General features: G+C 70.3%; 12 protein-coding genes and 1 pseudogene. 7 read left to right on the forward strand and 6 right to left on the reverse strand.

Features of this window, described 5'->3' with window-relative positions; translation table 11 throughout:
* Window positions 1–9 precede the first annotated feature (9 nt).
* Window positions 10–1,527, reverse strand: a complete 1,518-nt coding sequence (locus MO1_RS10870; RefSeq protein ID WP_036312407.1) for a DEAD/DEAH box helicase — start codon at window positions 1,525–1,527, stop codon at window positions 10–12.
* 144 nt (window positions 1,528–1,671) lie between these two features.
* Here MO1_RS10870 and MO1_RS10875 point away from each other — a divergent pair, with 144 nt between their 5' ends.
* Window positions 1,672–2,406: a ferritin-like fold-containing protein gene (locus MO1_RS10875; RefSeq protein WP_060916037.1), complete on the forward strand. Its 735-nt coding sequence runs from the start codon at window positions 1,672–1,674 to the stop codon at window positions 2,404–2,406.
* Window positions 2,407–2,446: 40 nt separating this feature from the next.
* Here the strand turns inward: MO1_RS10875 and MO1_RS10880 are convergent, their stop codons facing one another.
* Both MO1_RS10880 and MO1_RS10885 read right to left on the reverse strand, forming a co-directional pair.
* Entirely contained in the window at window positions 2,447–2,737 is a 291-nt protein-coding gene (locus MO1_RS10880) for a hypothetical protein (RefSeq protein WP_036312410.1), read from the reverse strand.
* 1 nt (window position 2,738) lies between these two features.
* A complete protein-coding gene (locus MO1_RS10885; RefSeq protein WP_036312411.1) occupies window positions 2,739–2,960 on the reverse strand; it encodes a DUF3107 domain-containing protein in 222 nt (73 codons plus the stop codon).
* 165 nt (window positions 2,961–3,125) lie between these two features.
* On the opposite strand from MO1_RS10885, the gene MO1_RS10890 reads away from it, so the two are divergent.
* Entirely contained in the window at window positions 3,126–6,203 is a 3,078-nt protein-coding gene (locus MO1_RS10890; protein WP_060916038.1) for an ATP-dependent helicase, read from the forward strand.
* An 11-nt stretch (window positions 6,204–6,214) separates the two neighbouring features.
* Window positions 6,215–9,478: an ATP-dependent helicase gene (locus MO1_RS10895; protein ID WP_370670646.1), complete on the forward strand. Its 3,264-nt coding sequence runs from the start codon at window positions 6,215–6,217 to the stop codon at window positions 9,476–9,478.
* 6 nt (window positions 9,479–9,484) lie between these two features.
* Here the strand turns inward: MO1_RS10895 and MO1_RS10900 are convergent, their stop codons facing one another.
* Window positions 9,485–10,660 (reverse strand): phosphotransferase, encoded by a 1,176-nt coding sequence (locus tag MO1_RS10900; RefSeq protein ID WP_060916055.1) that lies wholly within the window; start codon window positions 10,658–10,660, stop codon window positions 9,485–9,487.
* A gap of 127 nt (window positions 10,661–10,787) precedes the next feature.
* Between MO1_RS10900 and nudC the strand changes: the two genes are divergently transcribed.
* On the forward strand, window positions 10,788–11,690 hold the full coding sequence (gene nudC / locus MO1_RS10905) for an NAD(+) diphosphatase (protein ID WP_036312417.1): 903 nt from the start codon (window positions 10,788–10,790) through the stop codon (window positions 11,688–11,690).
* Window positions 11,687–13,399: an ATP-dependent helicase gene (locus MO1_RS10910; RefSeq protein WP_036312419.1), complete on the forward strand. Its 1,713-nt coding sequence runs from the start codon at window positions 11,687–11,689 to the stop codon at window positions 13,397–13,399. The genes nudC and MO1_RS10910 overlap by 4 nt, the downstream gene beginning before the upstream one ends.
* Window positions 13,400–13,436: 37 nt before the next feature.
* Here the strand turns inward: MO1_RS10910 and MO1_RS14965 are convergent.
* Window positions 13,437–14,090, reverse strand: a pseudogene (locus MO1_RS14965) (hypothetical protein); the annotation flags it as partial.
* A gap of 96 nt (window positions 14,091–14,186) precedes the next feature.
* Complete coding sequence (locus MO1_RS10920; RefSeq protein ID WP_036312423.1) at window positions 14,187–15,605, reverse strand: zinc-dependent metalloprotease; 1,419 nt, start codon at window positions 15,603–15,605, stop codon at window positions 14,187–14,189.
* Window positions 15,606–15,731: 126 nt separating this feature from the next.
* Between MO1_RS10920 and MO1_RS10925 the strand changes: the two genes are divergently transcribed.
* Window positions 15,732–16,856 carry a YlbL family protein gene (locus MO1_RS10925; protein ID WP_036312425.1) on the forward strand — a complete coding sequence of 375 codons (1,125 nt, stop codon included), beginning with the start codon at window positions 15,732–15,734 and terminating at the stop codon, window positions 16,854–16,856.
* Window positions 16,857–16,939: 83 nt separating this feature from the next.
* On the forward strand, window positions 16,940–19,873 hold the full coding sequence (locus MO1_RS10930) for a UPF0182 family membrane protein (RefSeq protein ID WP_036312427.1): 2,934 nt from the start codon (window positions 16,940–16,942) through the stop codon (window positions 19,871–19,873).
* Window positions 19,874–19,885 lie beyond the last annotated feature (12 nt).

A 19,885-nucleotide genomic window follows, 5' to 3' on the forward strand; every position in this document is an offset into this window, starting at 1 on the left:
CGTGCTGGTTCAGGCGCCGGCGACAGGTGCTCCCGCACCCGATCCGCCGCGGCGGCGACGGCGGCGACGCGCCGGAGCGGGCTTGCCGTCGTGGTGCTCTTTGCCTGCGCCGTCATGGGTGCCGGCACCGTCGACGGAGCGGTCAGACGTCTCGCCCGACGCGTCAGTGGACCCGGATGCCGCGGCTCCGTCGCCCTCGAAGGTCGAGCCGACCTTGGCGTCGTCCGCACCGGTGCGGCGCCGGCGACGGCGACGGGTGCCTTCCTCCGTCGACTGCTCCGCAGCGGCATCGGCCGCGCGCGCAGGGGCTGCCGAGGATCGGGCGGGTGCAGCCTTGGGGGCCGTCGTGATCCGTCCCTTGGTCCCGGCGGGGATGTCGAGCTGTTCGAAGAGGTGCGGGCTCGACGAGTAGGTCTCGAGGGGCTCGGGCTGACCGAAGTCCAGGGCGCGGTTGATGAGCGCCCACTTGTGCAGGTCGTCCCAGTCGACGAACGTCACCGCGATACCGGTCTTGCCGGCGCGGCCGGTACGGCCGGCACGGTGCAGGTAGGTCTGCTCGTCGTCGGGGATCGTGTGGTTGATGACGTGGGTGACGTCGTCGACGTCGATGCCGCGCGCGGCGACGTCGGTCGCGATCAGCACGTCGCGCTTGCCCGCCTTGAAGGCTGCCATCGAGCGCTCGCGCGCTTCCTGGCTCATGTCACCGTGCACGGCGCCGGTGTTGAACCCGCGGTCGCTCAGCTCGTCGACGAGGCGCTGGGCGGCGCGCTTGGTGCGCGTGAAGATGACGGTCTTACCGCGGCCCTCGGCCTGCAGGATGCGCGCGATGACCTCGTCCTTGTCGAGCGAGTGAGCGCGGTAGACGAGGTGCTTGATGTTGGCCTGCGTGAGGCCCTCGTCGGGGTCGCTCGCGCGGATGTGGATCGGGTTCGACATGAACCGACGCGCGAGGGCGACGATCGGTCCCGGCATCGTCGCCGAGTAGAGCATCGTGTGGCGGACGGGAGCGACCTTCTGGAAGATCTTCTCGATGTCGGGGAGGAAGCCGAGGTCGAGCATCTTGTCGGCTTCGTCGAGGACGACCTCCGTCGCGTGCGACAGGTCGAGCAGACGCTGGTTGTTCAGGTCGATGAGGCGGCCGGGGGTGCCGACGACGATCTGCGCGCCGGCCTTCAGCTGATCGATCTGTCCCTCGTAGGCCTTGCCGCCGTAGATGGCGACGACGCTCGTGGCGCGGCCAGAGGTCAGCATGTCCATGTCTTCGTAGACCTGCACGGCGAGCTCGCGCGTGGGAACGACGATGAGCGCCTTGACGCCCGGCTCGGGGTTCAGCCCGAGGCGCTGGACGACGGGGATCCCGAAGCCGAAGGTCTTGCCGGTACCGGTCTTCGCCTGGCCGATGATGTCCTGGCCGGGAAGGCCGAGGGGGATCGTCTGCTCCTGGATCGGGAAGGTGTCGACGATGCCCTTGGCGGCGAGAGTGTCGACGATGTCCTGGTCGACGCCGAGGTCTGCGAACGTGGTCATGTTTTTCCGTGCCTGTCTGGCGGTGAGATGCCGCCGGGATGAGGGTCCACGCCCTTCACTCAGCCACAGGCGCGGGGTCCCGATCCGACGCCGGGACGGACCCACCCTACCGGAGGGGGGCTTCGAGACCCGTAGGCTGGGCCCGTGGTGAGGTGGTTCTGGCAACGACGGCGGCCCCCCGGTCGCATCCTCCGGTTGCGATCGCGTGATGAGGCGAGCGACGTCCGTCGTGTCGACTTCCAGCAGCTCGCCCCCGATGTCTCGACCTATCTCGGGCAGGCGGCCTACCTTCAGCTCGGATACGCCGAGACGCTGAGCTCCGTCATCGAGCGGAGCCCGGAGCTCGCCCACAAGGAGTCCCTCTCGCGTGCGGCCGGTGCCGCGCTGTTCAAGCACCAGGCCCTCGTCGCCCTCATCCGTGACCGCGGGCAGGACCCGCTCGAGCTCATGCTGCCGTTCCGCGAGCCGCTTGACTCCTTCCGGCAGGCGACCCACGGCATCCGTCCCCTCGAGACGATGCTGACCGTCCACGTCACCGCGGGGCTGCTCGACGACTTCTACCTCTCGCTGTCGGGCAGCTACGGCGAGACGGGACGGCGCGCCGCCGGCATCCTCCGAGCGGATGCCGATCGGTCGCCGCTGGTCGCGATCATCACCGACGCCATCGCCGGAGACGACGAGATGCGCTCGCTCCTGAGCCTGTGGGGTCGCCGACTCGTGGGGGACACGCTGCTCGTCGCGCGGGGGGCACTTCGTCCGAGTGCGACGGAACGACCGGGAGCGCTCGGCCGCGACGACGAGAAACAGGTCGAGCCGGTCTTCACCCAACTGCTCGGCGCGCACTCGCGACGGATGACGAGCATCGGCCTCGACGCCTGAGCGCAGCCTCTTCGCCGTCGGGACTGACCGCCTGGCAGCGTCAGGCGATGCCGAGCTCCACTCGCGTCCGCGCGTCGCGTGTCCGGCGGAGCCGCGACAGAACCAGCAGGACGAGCGGGGTCACGACCACGGGGACGGCGATGCTGGCGACCCAGAGGGCGGCGTGATCAGTTCCCACGCCGGCCCACGTGAGAGCCGTCCAGGTCGCCGTGCCGAGCACACTTCCGAGAAGGGGCCCGACGGCGGCACCGCGAAGCGAGCGGAGCGGAAGCGCGTAGTGCGCCGCGGCTCCGACGATCGCTCCGAAGACCAGCGCCAGAACGACGAGCATGTCAGGCGACGAAGCCCACGCGCCGGGACTGGTCGGTCCCGACCTCGACGAAGGTGATGCCGGCCGTCGGGATGAGGTAGGTCGCGCCCTTCGCGTCGGCGAGGGTCACGTGATTCGCGCCGTTGTCGAGAGCGGTGACGATCGTCTGCTTCACGGCGTCGGCCGTCTCGTTCGAGTCGAAGCTGAGCTCGCGCGAGTTCGCGATGCCGATGCGGATCTCCACGGTGATGCCTGCCTTTCCCGGCCCGGGTCTCCGGGCGCTTCTCGAGCCTACGACACCCGTTCGGCAGGGGACGCGGCGGTCCGCTCGCTGTGGGCGAACGTCGCCGCCGCCGACGCGCGGAGGGAACGAGAGCCGGTGTCGCCGGTGCCGGTTAGCGTGGAGCGCATGCCCGCCGCGCCCTCCCGTCTCGATCCGGCGCAGGAGGCGGTCGCCGCTCTCCCCGCTGAGGCTTCGGGCGTGGTGATCGGAGCTCCGGGATCGGGGAAGACGGAGACGCTCGTGCGCCGTGTGGTCGCCCTCGTCGAGGGCGGGATGCCGCCCGAGCAGCTCCTCGTGCTGACCCCGACACGGACCGCAGCCACGGCGCTTCGCGACCGACTCGCGGTGGGAGTGGGTGTCGCGACGAGCGGCCCGCTCGCGCGATCGGTGGCCGCCTTCGCCTACCAGGTGGTGCGCTCGCACGCTGTCCACCGAGGCGAGGAGCCCCCGCAGCTGCTGACCGGACCCGACGAGGACCGCATCATCGGCGACCTGCTCGCTGGCGATGCAGAGGATGAGAAGGACGGCCCCTCCCGCTGGCCGGACTGGCTGCCCGCCGACATCCGTTCCAGCGCCGGGCTCCGCGCTGAGATCCGTGCCTTCCTGGCGGAGATGACGACGCTCGGTATCGAGCCGGAGCAGCTCGCCACCCGCGCAGCGGCGACGGACCGGCCGGTGTGGGCGTCGCTGGCGTCGTTCGCGCGCGAGTACCGATCTGTCCGCGCGAGGATGCGGGGGGCGCACCGCGATGCCGCCGGCCTCGTGCGCGAAGCGGTGGGTCTTCTCCGCGACGCCCCGGCCGGCTCGCCGGCACTCGGCGCGGTCGCGGGGCTCCGCGCGATCCTCGTCGACGATGCGCAGGAGGTGACCCTCGGGGGAGTCGAGTTGCTCGAGGCCTGCCGGAAACGGGGGGTGGCGGTGCTCGCATTCGGCGACCCGGACGTCGGGTCGGGATCGTTCCGTGGAGCGCGTCCGGAGAATTTCGCCCGTCTGGCGACGACGACGCACGTCCTCGATCGGGTGCATCGCGGCACGGTAGCGCACCGGGATCTCACCGCTCAAGTCACCTCGCGCATCGGGGCGGCGGGACTCGTATCCCACCGGCATCCCCCGATCGGTGCTGAGCCGGACGAGAGCGTCCGGACCTTCACGCTCCGCTCGGGTGCGGAGGAGTTCGACCTCATCGCGCGCCTCCTGCGCGAGCGTCACGTGCACGACGGCGTCCCGTGGGAGCAGTGCGCCGTCATCGCCCACGACTCTCGTCAGGTGACGGCGCTCGAGGCCGAGCTGTCGGCGCGCGACGTCCCGACCGCGGCCGTCGGACCCGCGCGCGCCCTCGCCGAGACGCTCATCGTCAGAGAGCTCCTGCGCGCCGTCGACCTCGCCGCGGTCGCGGCTGACGCGCGGACCGATGACGACGTGCTCGATGTCCTCATCGGCGGCGGCCTCGACCCGGTGGAGCTCCGTCGATTGCGCGCGGCGCTTCGGCACACGGAGCTCCGAGCGGGTGGCGAGAGGTCGGCCCGGGAGCTGCTGGCGTCGGGGGTGCGGCATCCCGTCGAGTTCGACATCATCGACACACCGGAGGCACGTCGCGCAGCCCGCCTCGCGCGCACCCTCGCCGAGGTGGGGGAGCAGGTGCAGACCGGAGCGACAGCCCACGAACTCCTCTGGACCGTCTGGGAGCAGCGGGGGCTCGAACGCCAGTTGCGGACCCTCGCCGACGGACAGGGACCGCTCGCCGACCAGGCGCGACGCGATCTCGACGCCGTGGTGACGCTCTTCGAAGTGGCGAAACGTCATGGGGAGCGCGAGGACGGCACGGCCCCGATCGACTACCTGCGCGCGCTGCTGCACTCCGAGGTCGCCGAGGATCGCCTGCGCACCGGGACGATCACCAGTGGAGTGCAGATCTCGACACCGGCCGCCGCACTCGGTCTCGAGTTCGACACCGTCGTCGTCGCCGGGGTGCAGGACGGAGTGTGGCCGAATCTGCGCCTGCGCGGCAGTCTTCTCGAGACCTCGCGGCTGGCCGAGGAGGACACCGACATCGACACCGCCGACCGACGGCGCGCCGTCCTGCACGACGAGCTGCGCCTGTTCGCTCGAGCCGTGTCGCGGGCGCGATCACGCCTCGTCGTGACGGCGGTCGACGACGACGACACCGGGCCCAGCGTCCTTTTCGAACTTCTGCCGCCGGCCTCACCGGCGCCTCGCTCCGCGGAACATCCGCTGACGCTCCGCGGACTCGTCGCGGGCCACCGGCGCCGCCTCACGGACCCCCGGACCCCGGAACCCGAACGCGCCGATGCGGCGGGCCAGCTCGCCCTGCTGGCGGCGGCGGGGGTTCCCGGCGCCGACCCGGCTCACTGGTACGGGCTGGGGGAGCCGACCTCGGCGGCGCCGATCCGCGACCTCGACGCAGCGCCGCTGCGCATCTCGCCCTCACGCATCCATGCCCTCGAGCAGTGCCAGCTCGACTGGGTGATCGGCGATCTCGGCGGTGATCCGGGAACAGCCGTAGCAGGTCTCGGCACACTTCTGCACGCCGCGCTCGAGCACGCGGAGGCAGGGGACGCCGACACACTCTGGGCCTTCGTGGAGGACGGGTGGTCGCAGCTCGAATTCGAGGCCGCCTGGATCGACGAAGCCGAGCGCCGGCGGGCCCGCGACCTCGTGACACGACTCGCCGCCTACCTCCGCGACGCAGAGCGTGACGGGACGACTCTCGTGAGCGCGGAGCCGCACTTCGAGGTGCCCCTCCCGGTGGCGGATGCCGCCCACCCCGCGATCCTCTCGGGGTACATCGACCGCGTCGAACGCACCCGTGACGGGCGCGTCGTCATCGTCGACCTCAAGACGGGCCGGAGCGAGGGGACGAGCGACCGCGCGGCCGTCGACAACCCGCAGCTCGCGGCGTACCAGCTCGCGTTCGAGCGCGGCGCGATCACCGAGGTCGCGGGCGCGGAGCCCGGCGGTGCGAAGCTCCTCGTGCTGAAGGGCACCCGGAACGCCCCATACGCAGAACCCCGCCAGGAGCCCTTCGATGAGGACACCCGGGCGGCGTTTCTCGCGCGGGTCGATGAGGCCGTCCGCGTGATGCGGGGGACCTCCTTCGTCGCGCCGTTCGAAGAGCACTGCCGTGACGACCACACGCACGGCCTCTGCCGCATCCATACGATCGGCCCGGTGAGTTCCGCGTGAGTGAGTCCCTGATGAGCCCGGAGACCGTCGCGGCGGCGCTCGGGCAGTTCCCGCCCACGGCCGAACAGTCCGCCGTGATCTCGGCGCCGCTGTCGCCGGCGCTCGTGGTCGCGGGCGCCGGGAGCGGCAAGACCGAGACGATGGCCGGGCGCGTCGTCTGGCTCGTCGCGAACGGCCTGGTCCGGCGGGACGAGGTCCTGGGCCTCACCTTCACCCGAAAGGCCGCGGGAGAGCTCGCCGAGCGGATCGGCTCGCGACTGCGACGTCTCGCCGAGTTCGAGCGGCGTGGGCTCCTCCCGCGCCTCGAACAGCTGCACGGCGAAGGGCGGCTCGCCATCTTCGGCGAACTCGAGCGGGCGGGTGCGCCCGAGTCATCCCGCCGCGCGGCACTCGATGCACTCGCCCCCGATCCCACCGCGCCCGACGCAGGTGATGCGCTGCTCGAGCGGCCTGCGGTGTCCACCTACAACAGCTTCGCCGACGCCATCGTGCGCGAGAACGCCGTCCGCATCGGGCGCGATGCCGAGTCGGTCGTCATGAGCGAGTCCGCGGCGTGGCTCCTCATGCGTCAGGTGGTGCTCTCCTCCGACGACGCTCGGCTTCCCGATCGGCCCGAGCGTCCGTCGACGATCATCGATGCCGCCCTCCGGATCGCACGCGACAGTGTCGACAACCTCGTCGCCCTCGACGACCTCGACGCCTTCGCGAGCGGATTTCAGGACGTCCTCGACCGCCCGAGCCAACGCGCGGCGACGACCGTGTACGCGGACGTCCGGACCGCCGCCGAGAAGGTGTCGGGGTTGTCCGTGCTCACCGCGCTCGCTCGCACCTACGAGGCCGAGAAGCGTCGGCGCGGCCTCATCGACTTCTCCGACCAGGTCGCCGGCGCACTCCAGGTCGTCCGCGCTCACCCCGCCGTCGCCGACGAGCTGCGTCAGCGCTACCGCGTCGTCCTGCTCGACGAGTACCAGGACACCTCCGTCGTGCAAACGGATCTCCTCGCCGCGCTCTTCCGCGGCACGGCCGTCATGGCGGTCGGCGATCCGCACCAGTCGATCTACGGCTGGCGTGGCGCGAGTGCGGGCAACCTCGGCGACTTCGCGCGCTCGTTCGATCCGGATGCCGGTGCTCGCACCTACTCGCTTCTCACCAGCTGGCGGAACGGCGTCGACGTGCTCCGGGCCGCGGGCGCCGTCCTCGAGCCGCTCGACGCTCCCGTCGAGGTCGGGACTCTCCGACCCCGTGAGGGAGCGCCGGCGGGCCGCGTCGACATCGTCGTCGAGTCGGACGTCGACGCGGAGGCGGATGCGGTCGCGGAGTGGTTCCGGACCATCCGCGATGAACGGCACCGCAGCGGGCGATCGACGACGGCAGCCGTGCTGGTCCGCAGCAAGAAGCACATGCTCCGATTCGCGGACGCGCTGGGGCGTCGCGGCATCCCTCATCGCATCCTCGGTCTCGGCGGACTCCTCTCGACGCCCGAAGTGGTCGACGTCGTCTCGGCCCTGCGGGTCATCAGCGATCCGCGCGCGGGGTCCGCGCTCATCCGCCTCCTCGCCGGGCCACGGTGGTCTGTCGGACTCGCGGATCTGCGAGAACTGGCGCAGGTCGCCTCGCGACTCGTCCGCCACGACACGGCCCTTCAGCCCCTGCCGCCCGAGCTGGCCGAGACGATCCGCGCCTCGGCGGGGGACGAGGGGGGATCCCTCGTGGCTGCGCTCGACTTCGTGGCCCGGCAGAAACCCGACCACGGCTGGTTGGCCGGGTTCACCCCAGCAGCGCGCGAGCGCCTCCGGGAGGCGGGAGCCGTCTTCGCGGGCCTCCGCCGCGCCGCCGGTCTGCCGATTCCCGAACTCGTGCGCCTCATCGAGAACGAGCTCCGCCTCGACATCGAGCTCTCCGCGAACGAATCGCGCGGTCCGGCGCGCACGGCCTCCGATCAGCTCCGCGCTTTCATCGACGAGCTGCACGGCTTCCTGCAGACCGACGAGCGCGGGTCGCTTCCGAGTCTGCTGGCCTGGCTCGACCGAGCGGAGCGCATCGACGAATTCGCGCCACGCACAGAGCCGCCGGAGGACGACGTCGTTCAGTTACTCACGATCCACGGGTCGAAAGGACTCGAGTGGGATGCCGTCGCGGTCGTCCGCGGCGTGGAGGAGGAGCTGCCGGCGCGCCTCCAGGATTCGAAGGGCTGGTTGGGATTCGGAGTCCTGCCGTACTCGTTCCGAGGCGACCGGGAGTGGCTTCCCGAGTTGAGGTGGCGGGCGCACGACGCGCCGACCCAGCAGGACCTGAAGACCGCGTTGGCGTCCTTCACGGACGGCATCCGCGAGCGTCACCTCGTTGAGGAGCGCCGTCTCGCCTACGTCGCCGTCACGCGAGCACGCGAGCATCTGCTGATCTCGGCCTCGCCTTGGGCGGGCACGAAGAAGCCGCGCGAGGTCAGCCGGTTCGTCCGGGAGATCGCCGACACCCTTGAACTCCCGCTGCCCGAGACCGATGCCACCGAGAACCCGTACGAGGGCGCCCGGGCCACGCTCCAGTGGCCCATCGACGCGCTCGGCTCTCGCGCTCCACGGGTGCGGGATGCCGCGGCCCGGGTGCGCGAGGCGATGTCCGCGACCCCCGCGCTTCCGACGCGGGATCTTGAGCTCCTCCTCGCCGAACGAGCGGCGCGGGCGGCGGGACGAGAGCGTGTCGCGCCGACGCGTATCCCCGCCTCCCGTTTCAAGGACTTCGTCGCCGACTACGACGCGGCGGCGACGGCGGTCGCCCGGCCGCTGCCCGAGCGTCCCTATCGCCAGACCCGCCTGGGAACTCTCTTCCACGCGTGGGTGGAGCAGCGGTCGGGACTCGTAGGGCGAGCCCGGTCAGCTGATGACGTGCTCTGGGACGATGACGAGGCCGTCGCCATGTCCCCGGCCGATGCCGGCGCGCTCGACGAGTTGCGGGAGGCGTTCCTGGCGTCGGAGTGGGCACCGCTGCAGCCGATCGAGGTCGAGACGGAGATCGACTTCGTCGACCCCGATGCCCTCGGCGACGGGCGCCCGCACATCGTCATCTGCAAGCTCGACGCCGTCTACCGTCGTGGCGATCGCATCGAGATCGTCGACTGGAAGACCGGCCGCCCTCCGCGCACGGCGGCGGAGCGGACCGAGCGGATGCTGCAGCTCGAGCTGTACCGCCGCGCCTACCACAGGAAGCACGGCATCCCGATGGACCAGATCGACGTCGTGTTGTTCTACGTCGCCGACGGTCTCGTCCTCCGGGCCTGAATCGCGTCAGGCGGTTCCCGTCCAACGGCGCAGCGCGTTCTTCGCGGCGTCGTCGGGGTCGCTCTCCTCGGCTGCCGGTGCGTCCTCCGCGCCGGGCCAGTCGCTGAATTCGATGGGCTCGGTCTCGAGGTCGGTCACGGATGCTGTCGCCGGTTCCGCGGGGGTGTCCTCGTCGTCGTACCCGTCGAGCATCCCCGGGTCGTAGGCGTCGGTGTGCATCGACGTGTCGACGGCATCGGTCGTGCCCGCGGGTACACGTCCGAGCGCGGCGATCGCGTCGTCGAGGCTCACGGTGCCGGAACCGAGCGGAGCTTCATCGCGAACACTGTCGTCGAGCGAGTCGAGGAGGGCGACGGCATCCGTCATCACCGATTCGGAACCGGAGTCGTGACCGTGCACGAGCCACTTCGCGAACTCGAGTTCCGCGTGCAGGCGGGCGCGCTCGGCGAGCATGGAGTCGGGGGCGCGACCGGTCGCGGCGGCGTAAGCGACGATGACGTCCGCGGCGGCATCGGGTGCGCTGGCGGTCCAGCGGAGGTCTTCGGCCGGGTCGCCGACGCTCAGGCCGCCCCACGTGAGCAGGCCCGTAACAGTCGGGACCTTGTCGACGTCCGTGAGCAGGAAGGCCGCAGGGTCGACGCCACCGAGGGTGACCGTGGGTTCGACGTTCCAGAGCCCGTCCAGGGCGATTGCGCGACTCCACCTGCGGAGAAGGCCGAAGGGCAGGCGTCCCGTGGCCTCGGCGCGATCGAGGAGGCGTTCCGTGTCGGCGCGCATCTGCGACGCCGTCCGCGCTGGCAGTCCCGCGCTCTGGACGATCGAGGTCGGCAGGTCGTGGATGCCGGCGATGGCCGTCGCGATGGCGGTCGCCACACCGCGCCCGGGGGGAATCTGGGCGGCGTCGACGCGGTAACCGGGAAGGTAGGTCTGCACGCGTGCCGTGCGGCCGCCGATCCGGGCCTGCCCGAGGGTCTCGGGAGCGCGGAAGGGGAGCATCGCGCGGACCCCGGCGGTCAGGCCCGCCAACGCCGTGGTCTCGCGGACCGCATCCGCTTCGGCCTCGTCGGTTTCGGGAACCCGGACGATGAGGAGGCTGTCGTCGTCGAGGTACAACAGCGCGCTGTCGTAGCGGCCGCCGATGCCCTCGCTCAGGGGTGCGGCGCCGGTGATGCTCGTGTGCACGCCCGTCGCCTGCGAGAGAGCTGCCGTGGCGGCCGCGGCTAGAGTGAGAGGAGAGCGTGCCATGCCCCCCAGGGTAGGCGGGGCCCGGCCCCGCGTCCCCACGCCACGCCCGCAAGAGAGGTCCTCGATGACAACGAAGGACGTCCCGCCGCCACTGGCTCGAGCGGTCATCGACCGCGCAGCAGAAGAGCGGCTCGACGAAGGTCTACTCGCCCGCATCCGCGCGGACCGCGCTACGCACGTCTTGCTGCTGCACGGTGACCGTGCGCCGCTCGACGACCAGTCGGCGGTGCGCTGGCTTGCGCCCGATGCCGTCCCCGACGAGGCCGTGTGGGCCTTCCTCGGGCGTGACGCCGAGGGTCGTGCCGTCGCCGTCGCCGCGCTGTCCGCGAAAGTCGACGAGCCGACCGTGGATGCCGACGGGTGGGGGAGTCTCCGCGTCATCGGCGGCGGCCTCGATCCCGATGAGGCGGGGCGCTTCGTCCAGGGCCTCAGTCTCGGCAGGTGGTTGCTCGACGCGCCGTTCTGCCCTGCGTGCGGTGGGGCGACCGAGATCCGGCAGGCCGGATGGTCTCGGCGATGCGTCGTCTGCGGCCGCCAGCACTTCCCGCGGACCGATCCCGCCGTGATCGTGGCGGTGGCCAGCGCGGACGGCGAACGTCTGCTGCTCGGGCGGAACGCCGCGTGGGGCGATATCCCGACGTACTCGACGTTCGCCGGGTTCGTCGAGGCCGGTGAGTCCCTGGAGACGACCGTGGAACGCGAGGTCGCGGAGGAGGCGGGCGTGCGGCTCGATCGGATCGTCTATCGCGGTTCGCAGGCGTGGCCCTACCCGCGGTCGTTGATGCTGGGGTTCACGGCGTACGCGATCTCCGACGACGAGGCCCGCGCCGACGGCGAGGAGATCCTCGACGTCCGCTGGTTCACGCGGGAAGAGATCCGCGAGGCATTGACCGGTGGCGGGGACATCCGACTGCCCGGCCCCGCCTCGATCGCACGGAGCCTGATCCTTCGTTGGGTCGGGGAGTGAGCGCGGACCCGCTCGCCGATCTCGATGACCGTCAACGTGAGGCGGCGAGCACGCTCCGCGGACACGTGTGCGTCCTCGCCGGTGCCGGCACCGGCAAGACCCGCGTCATCACGCACCGCATCGCGCACGGTGTCGACACCGGTGCGTACTCGCCGCAGCGCGTCATGGCGGTCACGTTCACGACGAAAGCCGCCGGCGAGCTCCGCGGCCGGCTCCGTGCCCTCGGCGTCGAGGGCGTTGCTGCCCGCACATTCCATGCCGCGGCGCTTGCACAGCTGAACTTCTTCTGGCCGCAGGTCGCCCGCGACACCGCGCCCGCGATCATCGACAGCAAGGTGCGCCTCCTCTCGCACGCGGCCGACGGGATCGGTCTGAGGCTGGACGCGTCCACGCTCCGTGACGTCGCGTCGCAGATCGAGTGGCGGAAAGTCACGATGCGCTCGATCGAGGACTACGCACAGCTGCGTCCGGGCGGTCTCCCCGGTCTGTCGATAGATCCGCTCGTCGGGCTCCAGCGGGCGTACGAGAAGCTGAAGGACGAGCGCCGGCAGCTCGACTTCGAGGACGTGCTCCTCGCCTGCGCGGGAATGATCGAGTCCGAGCCGCGCGTCGCCACGGCCGTGCACGAGCAGTACCGCCACTTCACCGTCGACGAATATCAGGACGTGTCACCGGTTCAGCACCGGCTGCTCGAACTGTGGCTCGGAGATCGCCGGGATCTGTGCGTCGTCGGTGACGCGAGTCAGACCATCTACTCGTTCGCCGGCGCCGACCCGCGCTACCTGCTCGAGTTCGCCGAGCGCGACGACGACGTGACCGTCGTCCGTCTGGAACGAAACTACCGATCGGATGCCGCGGTCCTCGCCGTCGCGAACGAGCTGATGCGTGGGCGTCCCGGCGCCCTGCAGCTCGTCACGCCGGAACCCGCCGGTCCTGCGCCTGAGGTGACCTCCTACGAGGATGAGGGCGCGGAGGCGAACGGCGTCGCTGCCCGAATCGCCGCCCAGCTGAAGGACGGCGCCGATCCACACGACATCGCCGTGCTGTACCGGTTGAATGCGCAGTCCGCGCCGCTTCTGGCGGCGTTGTCGGCCCGCGGCATCCCCGCGACGGTCCTGGGGGGAAAGCGTTTCTGGGACCTCCCGGAGGTGCGTCAAGCGCTCATGGCCCTTCGCGGAGCCTCGGTCGCGCCGCTGTCCGGTTCCTTCATCGCCACGGTGCGCGACATCCTGCGTTCTCTGGGGCTCACCGACGACGCGCCCCCCGCAGGCGGCGCGCTCCGCGACGCGTGGGAGGCGCGGGCCGCGGTCCTCCGTTTGGCTGAGGAGGCCCCTGAGGACACCACGCTCCGCGGGTTCACCGACGAGTTGACCGCCCGGGCGAAGGCACAGCATGAGCCGGCGATGCGAACGGTCACCCTGGCGACCCTGCACGCGGCCAAGGGCCTCGAGTGGGCTCACGTGCACCTGATGGGTCTGAGCGAGGGGCTCCTCCCGATCTCCTACGCCACGACCTTCGAGCAGGTCGACGAGGAACGACGACTCGCATACGTGGGAGTCACGCGGGCCGCGCGAACGCTGTCGCTGTCGTGGGCGCAACGCTCGGGGAATCGGGAGCGTCAGCGCTCCAGATTCCTTCAGGAGATCGGCAGAGGCACGCTGCGTGAGGGCGGTGCTCGCGGTACTCGCGGTGCGCCTCCGCGGCGCTGAGGACGACCGACCTCCCGACGTCGCTGGTCCGCAGCATCCGTGCGGCGAGGGCTGCCGCCTCCACGAGCAGCAGCGGATCGGTCGGCACCGCCCGTCGCGCCAGGAGCTGCGCCGCCACCAGCGGCCAGCCGGGATCACGGTCGCGTCGTTCGGCGTGGACGCAGGCGATGCACGCCGTCTCTCCGGGTACGACGAGGGGCCCCACGACGACGCGATCACCCGAGAGCTCGAGGGGCAGGTGCGGGACGTCGTCGGCGGTGAGCCGCGCGGCGCGGTGAGGGTCGATCAGGCGTGATGCCACGACGACGACCGGGCTGGGAGTGGGCGGCAACGCCCAGCGGGCCGCCTCGACCACCTCGAGCCCTGCGGCGTGCATGCCGGCGAGCAGCGTGTGCTCGTCGTCGTGGCTGAGATCCGAGGGGAGCTCGACTCGCACCGGCGGGGGAGGCGCGGCATCCGTGTCGAGGGCACGCTCGATGCGGCGGAGGAACCCGTTCGTCTCCTCATCCGTCGCGCCGAGCTCGCGCGCGAGCGGGGCCAGCCGAGCGTTCGGGATGCCGCTGACCAGCGCATCCAGCAGGTGTTCCTGCCAGGGCTGCACGCCGGTGAGGGGACGCTCGTCGTCGATTCCGAGCTGGACGCTGGTCGGGGTCCGCCACAGCGGCGGGTGGGACGGGGCGAGTCGCAGCATGCCGCGATTCTCATCGCGATCCCGCGCCGCCTCACCGCCTCTCCACAGGTGCGCCCCCGCGCACCGGTGGGTGGCGCCTGTGGAGGAGGCTCCGCCTCAGACGGGGCGGGGATCCTCGGGTCCGTCTTCGCCGTCGCCCGCCGAGGAGTCGCGCTCGGTGCCCGACGGCTCGTCCGCCGCGGCCTCCTCGTCGAGCAGGGCCGCGAGGGCATCGTCGAATGCGTCGCGCTCCGGCTCCTCGCCTCGCTCGCTCGCCTGCAGGCGCGCCACGAGAGCGGCCGGATCGTCGATGTCCTCGGCGGTGGGGATGAGGTCGGGATAGTCCCAGAGCCGGTCGCGGACGGCCGGACCGACGGCATCCGTCACCGCGCGCCACATCGCCGCGGCCTCACGGAGTCGCCGGGGGCGCAATTCCAGCCCCACGAGCGAGGCCATGGCCTGCTCGCCGGGCCCGCCGACTGCGCGACGGCGACGAACGGCCTCGGCGATCCGATCGGCGGAGGGAACGCGCGCCGTCGCATCGGCCGTGACGACGTCGACCCACCCCTCGATCGTGGCGAGGAGGTTCTCCAACCGTGTCAGCGCGGCGACCTGCGCCTCGGATCGCTGCGGGAGGAGCGCGCCACTCTCGATGGCGGCCTTCAGCTCTTCCGGAGCCGACGGATCGAATCGCGAGGCGAGCTCTTCGAGCGCGTCGGTGTCGACGTGCACACCGCGGGCGAAGTCGGTCACCTGCGAGATGACGTGGAGGCGCAGCCACTTCGCGTGGCGGAAGAGCCGCGCGTGAGCGAGCTCGCGGGTCGCGAGGACCAGGGCGAGCTGGTCTTCCTCGATCTCGAGGTCGCGTCCGAAGTCGGCGAAGTTCTGCGGGAGGATCGCGGCTTCGCCCGTCGGCATGAGTGGGATGCCGACATCGCCCCCACTCACGACCTCGAGCGACAGTCGTCCGATCACCGCGCCCAACTGACCCGCGAACAGGGCTCCGCCGACACGGCGCATGAGGCGGCCGGCCCCCTGGATCGCAGAGCGCATCTCCTCGGGGGTCTGCGACTCCAGCGCGGCCATAAGTGCGTCGCTGATCGAGGTGGCGACCGGTTCGGCGAGTTCCTGCCACACCGGCAAGGTCGCCTCGACCCACTGGCCGCGCGTGATCGGCTGGGGCGTCTGAGCGAGCTCGGCGATCGTGGTGACCTCGCTGAGCCAGAGCGATGCGAGAGCGAACGCCTGGTCGAACTCCGTCCGTGCACCCGCGCTGATCCCGAGACCGTCGCGGTTGGCGATGTGCAGCGCCTGCGTCTTCGCGGCAGACCAGTCGAGGCTCTCATCGCCATCGTCGCCCGCCATCGCGGCCTGCATCTGCCGCATGATGTTCTGCATCATCGCGGGGTCGATGCCCATCGCGGACAGCTGCTGGAGCTGCTCGGGATCGATCCCGCCCTGACCCCCGAGCATCCGTCGGAGCATCTCGGCGAAGTCGTCGTCGCCGGGCAGATCGTGGTCCGAGGGATCGGTCATGTCAGGCGCCTTTCAGCAGGGGGGAGACGTCTCGATCTACGCTAGTCGCAGGTTTTCTCCGCCCGGTCCGAGCGGGAGACGTCCCGTGTACGCCGGTCGCGAACGAGCGCCGGAGGAAGGACCCGTGTGTCGCTCTTCGACGATGCCTCCACCCCGGCGGCCCCGCGCACGACACCCCGCTCCCGACGGTTCTCCGCGGGCGTGTGGGCACTCGTGATCGCCCTTGTGGCGCTCCTGGTCCTCAGCTTCCTGCCGACCGGATACGTGATCCAGCGGCAGGGCCCGGTGGTGAACACCCTCGGCTCGGCGGAGAACGCGGACGGCAAGGACGTCCCGCTCATCTCCGTGAACGGCGCGAAGACGTACCCGACCGCAGGCGCGCTCGACCTCACGACCGTGCAGGTCGTCGGCAACCGCGAGCGCACGCCCTCATGGTTCGAGCTCGCCCAGGCGTGGTTCGACCCGGCCGAAGCGGTCCTGCCGATCGACAACGTCTTCCCGCAGGGGACGACGACCGAGCAGCGGAACGAGGAGAACGCCGCGCTCATGGTCGACTCGCAGAAGGAAGCCACAGCCGCCGCACTCACCGAGCTCGGCTACGAGGTGCGGGCGCACGTCGGAGTCGGAGCCCTCAGCGAGGACTCCGCCGCCAAGGGCATCCTCGACGTCGGCGACGAGATCGTCTCCGCGAGCGGGTCGCCGATCACCGACACCGAGAAGCTGCGCTCCCTCATCAACGAGCGCAAGGGTCAGCCCGTGGAGCTCGTCGTCCGTCGGAACGGGACGGAGCGCACCGTGAGCATCACGCCGACGCGCACCGAGTCCACCGACGGGCCCGTGTGGATCATCGGGATCACGACTCAGCGCGACTTCGACTTCCCGATCGACGTGAAGATCCAGCTCGACCGCATCGGCGGCCCGAGCGCCGGGCAGATGTTCGCCCTCGGCATCATCGACACCCTCACCCCCGGCGAGCTCAACGGTGGCAAGCAGATCGCCGGTACCGGCACGATAGACTCCGCCGGCGCGATCGGGCCGATCGGCGGCATCCGTCAGAAGCTCTACGGAGCACGGGATGCCGGGGCCAAGTACTTCCTGGCGCCCACGGACAACTGCGACGAAGTGGTCGGTCACATTCCGGGGGACCTCCGGGTCATCCCCGTCTCGACCCTCGACGACTCCCTGACGGCGCTCACCGCGATCCGCTCCGGCAAGGGCGTGGACAAGCTCCCCGCCTGCGCGGCGGGCTGACCGCGGCATCCGCCCCTGCGATTCCGCCCAGAGCGCATCACCCCCGCGACCGGCGGACGACGGCCCCCGCTTAGGATGAGGGGGTGACCTCGACACCTGCCGGACCGGCCACGTCCACCCCTCCGAATCCCGTCCGCCGCGCGATCGCCATCACGGTCGGCGTGCTGGTTGTGCTGGTGATCGCGTTCTTCGCGTTCGCGAGCCTCTACACCGATTGGTTGTGGTTCCGGCAACTCGGGTTCGACGGCGTCCTCGTGACGCAGTGGACGGCCCGTGTGGTGATGTTCATCATCGGCTTCGTCGCGATGGCGGCTCCGGTCTTCGCCGCGATTCAGCTCGCCTATCGGCTCCGGCCGGTGTACGCGCGGTTGAGCTCGCAGCTCGACCACTACCAGGAAGTTGTCGAGCCCCTACGCCGCCTCGCAATGTGGGGCATCCCCGTCTTCTTCGGCTTCTTCGCCGGCTTCGCCGCCTCGGCGCAGTGGGAGACCGCCTGGCTCTGGGCAAACGGGGTCACGACCGGTCAGAACGACCCGCAGTTCGGTCTCGACACGGGCTTCTACCTGTTCCAGATGCCGTTCTACAGCGTCGTCCTCGGATTCGTTTCCGCCGTCCTTCTGATCTGCCTTCTCGTTACGGTCGTGGTCGCCTACCTCTACGGATCGGTGCGCGTCGGGCAGCGGGAGCTTCGCATCTCGAAGGCGGCCCGCATCCAGCTGGCGATCGTCGCCGCGCTCTACCTCGCAGTGCAGGCCGTCAGCCTCTGGTTCGACCGTTACAAGACCCTCACGACGCAGGGCGACCGGTTCACCGGCGCCAGCTACGTCGACGTCAACGCGGTCATCCCGGGCCTCGCGATCCTCTCGATCGCGGCTGCGATCGTCGCCTTGCTGTTCGTCGTCACGGCGATCATCGGCCGCTGGCGGTTCCCCCTCATCGGCACGGCTCTTCTCATCGTGTCGTCGCTCGTCGTCGGCGTCGCCTACCCGTGGGCCGTCAGCCAGTTCCAGGTCGCGCCGAACCTCGAGACCTACGAAGCAAAGTACGTCGAGCGCAACCTCGCGGCGACCAAGTTCGCCTACGGCATCGACGGGCTCGAGAAGACCGAGTACGAAGCGGTCACGACAGCGGAGAAGGGCCAGCTGCGCGCTGATGCGGAGACCACCGCGTCGTTGCGCATCATGGACCCCGCCATCATCGGACCCACGGTCCGCCAGCTCGAGCAGTACCGGTCCTACTACCAGTTCCAGAACCCGCTCGACGTCGACCGATACCAGATCGAGGGCAAGACGCAGGATGCCGTGGTCGCCGTGCGCGAGCTGAACCTGGGCCAGCTCGGGAGCGCGCAGTCCTGGTACAACAACACGCTCGTCTACACGCACGGCTACGGCGTGGTCGCGGCAAAGGGCAACGACCGCACGGCGGACGGTGACCCGGTCTTCCTCGAGCGGGGGATCCCGACGGCAGGAGCACTGACCGACGGATCGAAGTACGAACCGCGGATCTACTTCGGTGAGTCTTCGCCGCCGTATTCGATCGTCGGTGCTCCGGCCGACAGCGACCCCGTCGAGCTCGACTACCCCCGTGGCGAGGACGGCGCGGGCCAGACCCGCACGACCTTCACCGGCAACGGCGGACCCGATGTCGGCAACGCCTTCAACCGCTTGCTGTACGCACTGAAGTTCCAGTCGACGGACATCCTGTTCTCCGACGGCATCAACGACAAGTCGCAGATCCTCTACGACCGGAGCCCGCGGGACCGCGTGCAGAAAGTCGCCCCGTACCTCGAGCTCGACAGCGACCCGTACCCGAGCGTCGTCGACGGTCGCGTCGTCTGGATCCTCGACGGCTACACGCTGAGCAACAACTACCCGTACTCCTCACTCGTGAGCCTGACGGATGCCATCTCGGACACGACGAACCGCTCCCCGCGGGTGGCGCTCGACGACGTCAACTACATCCGCAACTCCGTGAAGGCGACGGTGGATGCCTACGACGGTTCGGTGACGCTCTACGCCTGGGATGAGAAGGACCCGATGCTGCAGGCGTGGCAGAAGATCTACCCCTCCACGCTCAAGCCCGTCAGCGACATGTCGGCCGATCTCATGAGCCACGTGCGTTATCCCACCGACCTGTTCAAGGTTCAGCGCGCGATGCTCGGCACGTATCACGTCGATGACGCCGAGTCCTTCATCCGTCGTGACAACGCCTGGCGTACGCCTCAGGACCCGGTGACGCAGGAGAACCTGCAGCCGCCGTACTACCTCACGATGAAGATGCCGGGTCAGCCGGATCCGACGTACTCGATGTTCACGTCCTTCATCCCGGCAGCCGAGGGCGACCAGGAGCGAAACGTGCTCATGGGGTATCTGGCCGTCGACGCGAACGCAGGCGCCACGAAGGGCCAGAAGGATCCGGACTACGGCAAACTCCGCATGCTGGAGATCAGCGCGGATGTCTCGGTTCCCGGCCCCGGTCAGGTGCAGAACACGTTCAGCTCGAACTCGGCGATCGCGCAGCAGGTCAACCTCCTGCGTCAGGGTCAGTCCCAGGTGCGCAACGGCAACCTGCTGACGCTTCCGGTCGGTGGTGGACTTCTGTACGTGCAGCCGATCTTCGTGCAGGCCTCGAGCGGTACGCAGCTTCCGGCACTCCGAAAGATCTTGGTCGCCTTCGGCGATGAGGTCGCGTTCGAGGACACCCTCCAGGAAGCCCTCGACGAGTTGTTCGGCGGCGACTCCGGTGCGACGACGGGCGACGAAGGCACGACGCCGACGCCGACGCCCGGCGCCACGGGGACCCCGACGCCGAGCCCCACGCCGACCGAGGGTGGAGGTTCGACTGAGCCACCCACCACCGGGACCGGCGACGAGACCGCGCGACTGCTCACGGAGGCTCGACAGGTCATGATGGCTCGCGACGCCGCCATGCAGAAGGGCGACTGGGCCACCTACGGCGAGCAGGATGAGAAGCTCACCAACATCATCAACCGTCTTATCCAGATCGACGGCGAGTGATCACCTGATCTG

This window comes from Microbacterium oleivorans NBRC 103075 (assembly GCF_001552475.1).
GTDB lineage: Bacteria > Actinomycetota > Actinomycetes > Actinomycetales > Microbacteriaceae > Microbacterium > Microbacterium oleivorans.

Coding starts and splice junctions, on each gene's coding strand:
- MO1_RS10870 (WP_036312407.1), bottom strand. CDS start 1,527: ATGACCACGTTCGCAGACCTCGGCGTCGACCAGGACATCGTCGACACT.
- MO1_RS10880 (WP_036312410.1), bottom strand. CDS start 2,737: ATGCTCGTCGTTCTGGCGCTGGTCTTCGGAGCGATCGTCGGAGCCGCG.
- MO1_RS10890 (WP_060916038.1), top strand. CDS start 3,126: ATGCCCGCCGCGCCCTCCCGTCTCGATCCGGCGCAGGAGGCGGTCGCC.
- MO1_RS10895 (WP_370670646.1), top strand. CDS start 6,215: ATGAGCCCGGAGACCGTCGCGGCGGCGCTCGGGCAGTTCCCGCCCACG.
- nudC (WP_036312417.1), top strand. CDS start 10,788: ATGACAACGAAGGACGTCCCGCCGCCACTGGCTCGAGCGGTCATCGAC.
- MO1_RS10920 (WP_036312423.1), bottom strand. CDS start 15,605: ATGACCGATCCCTCGGACCACGATCTGCCCGGCGACGACGACTTCGCC.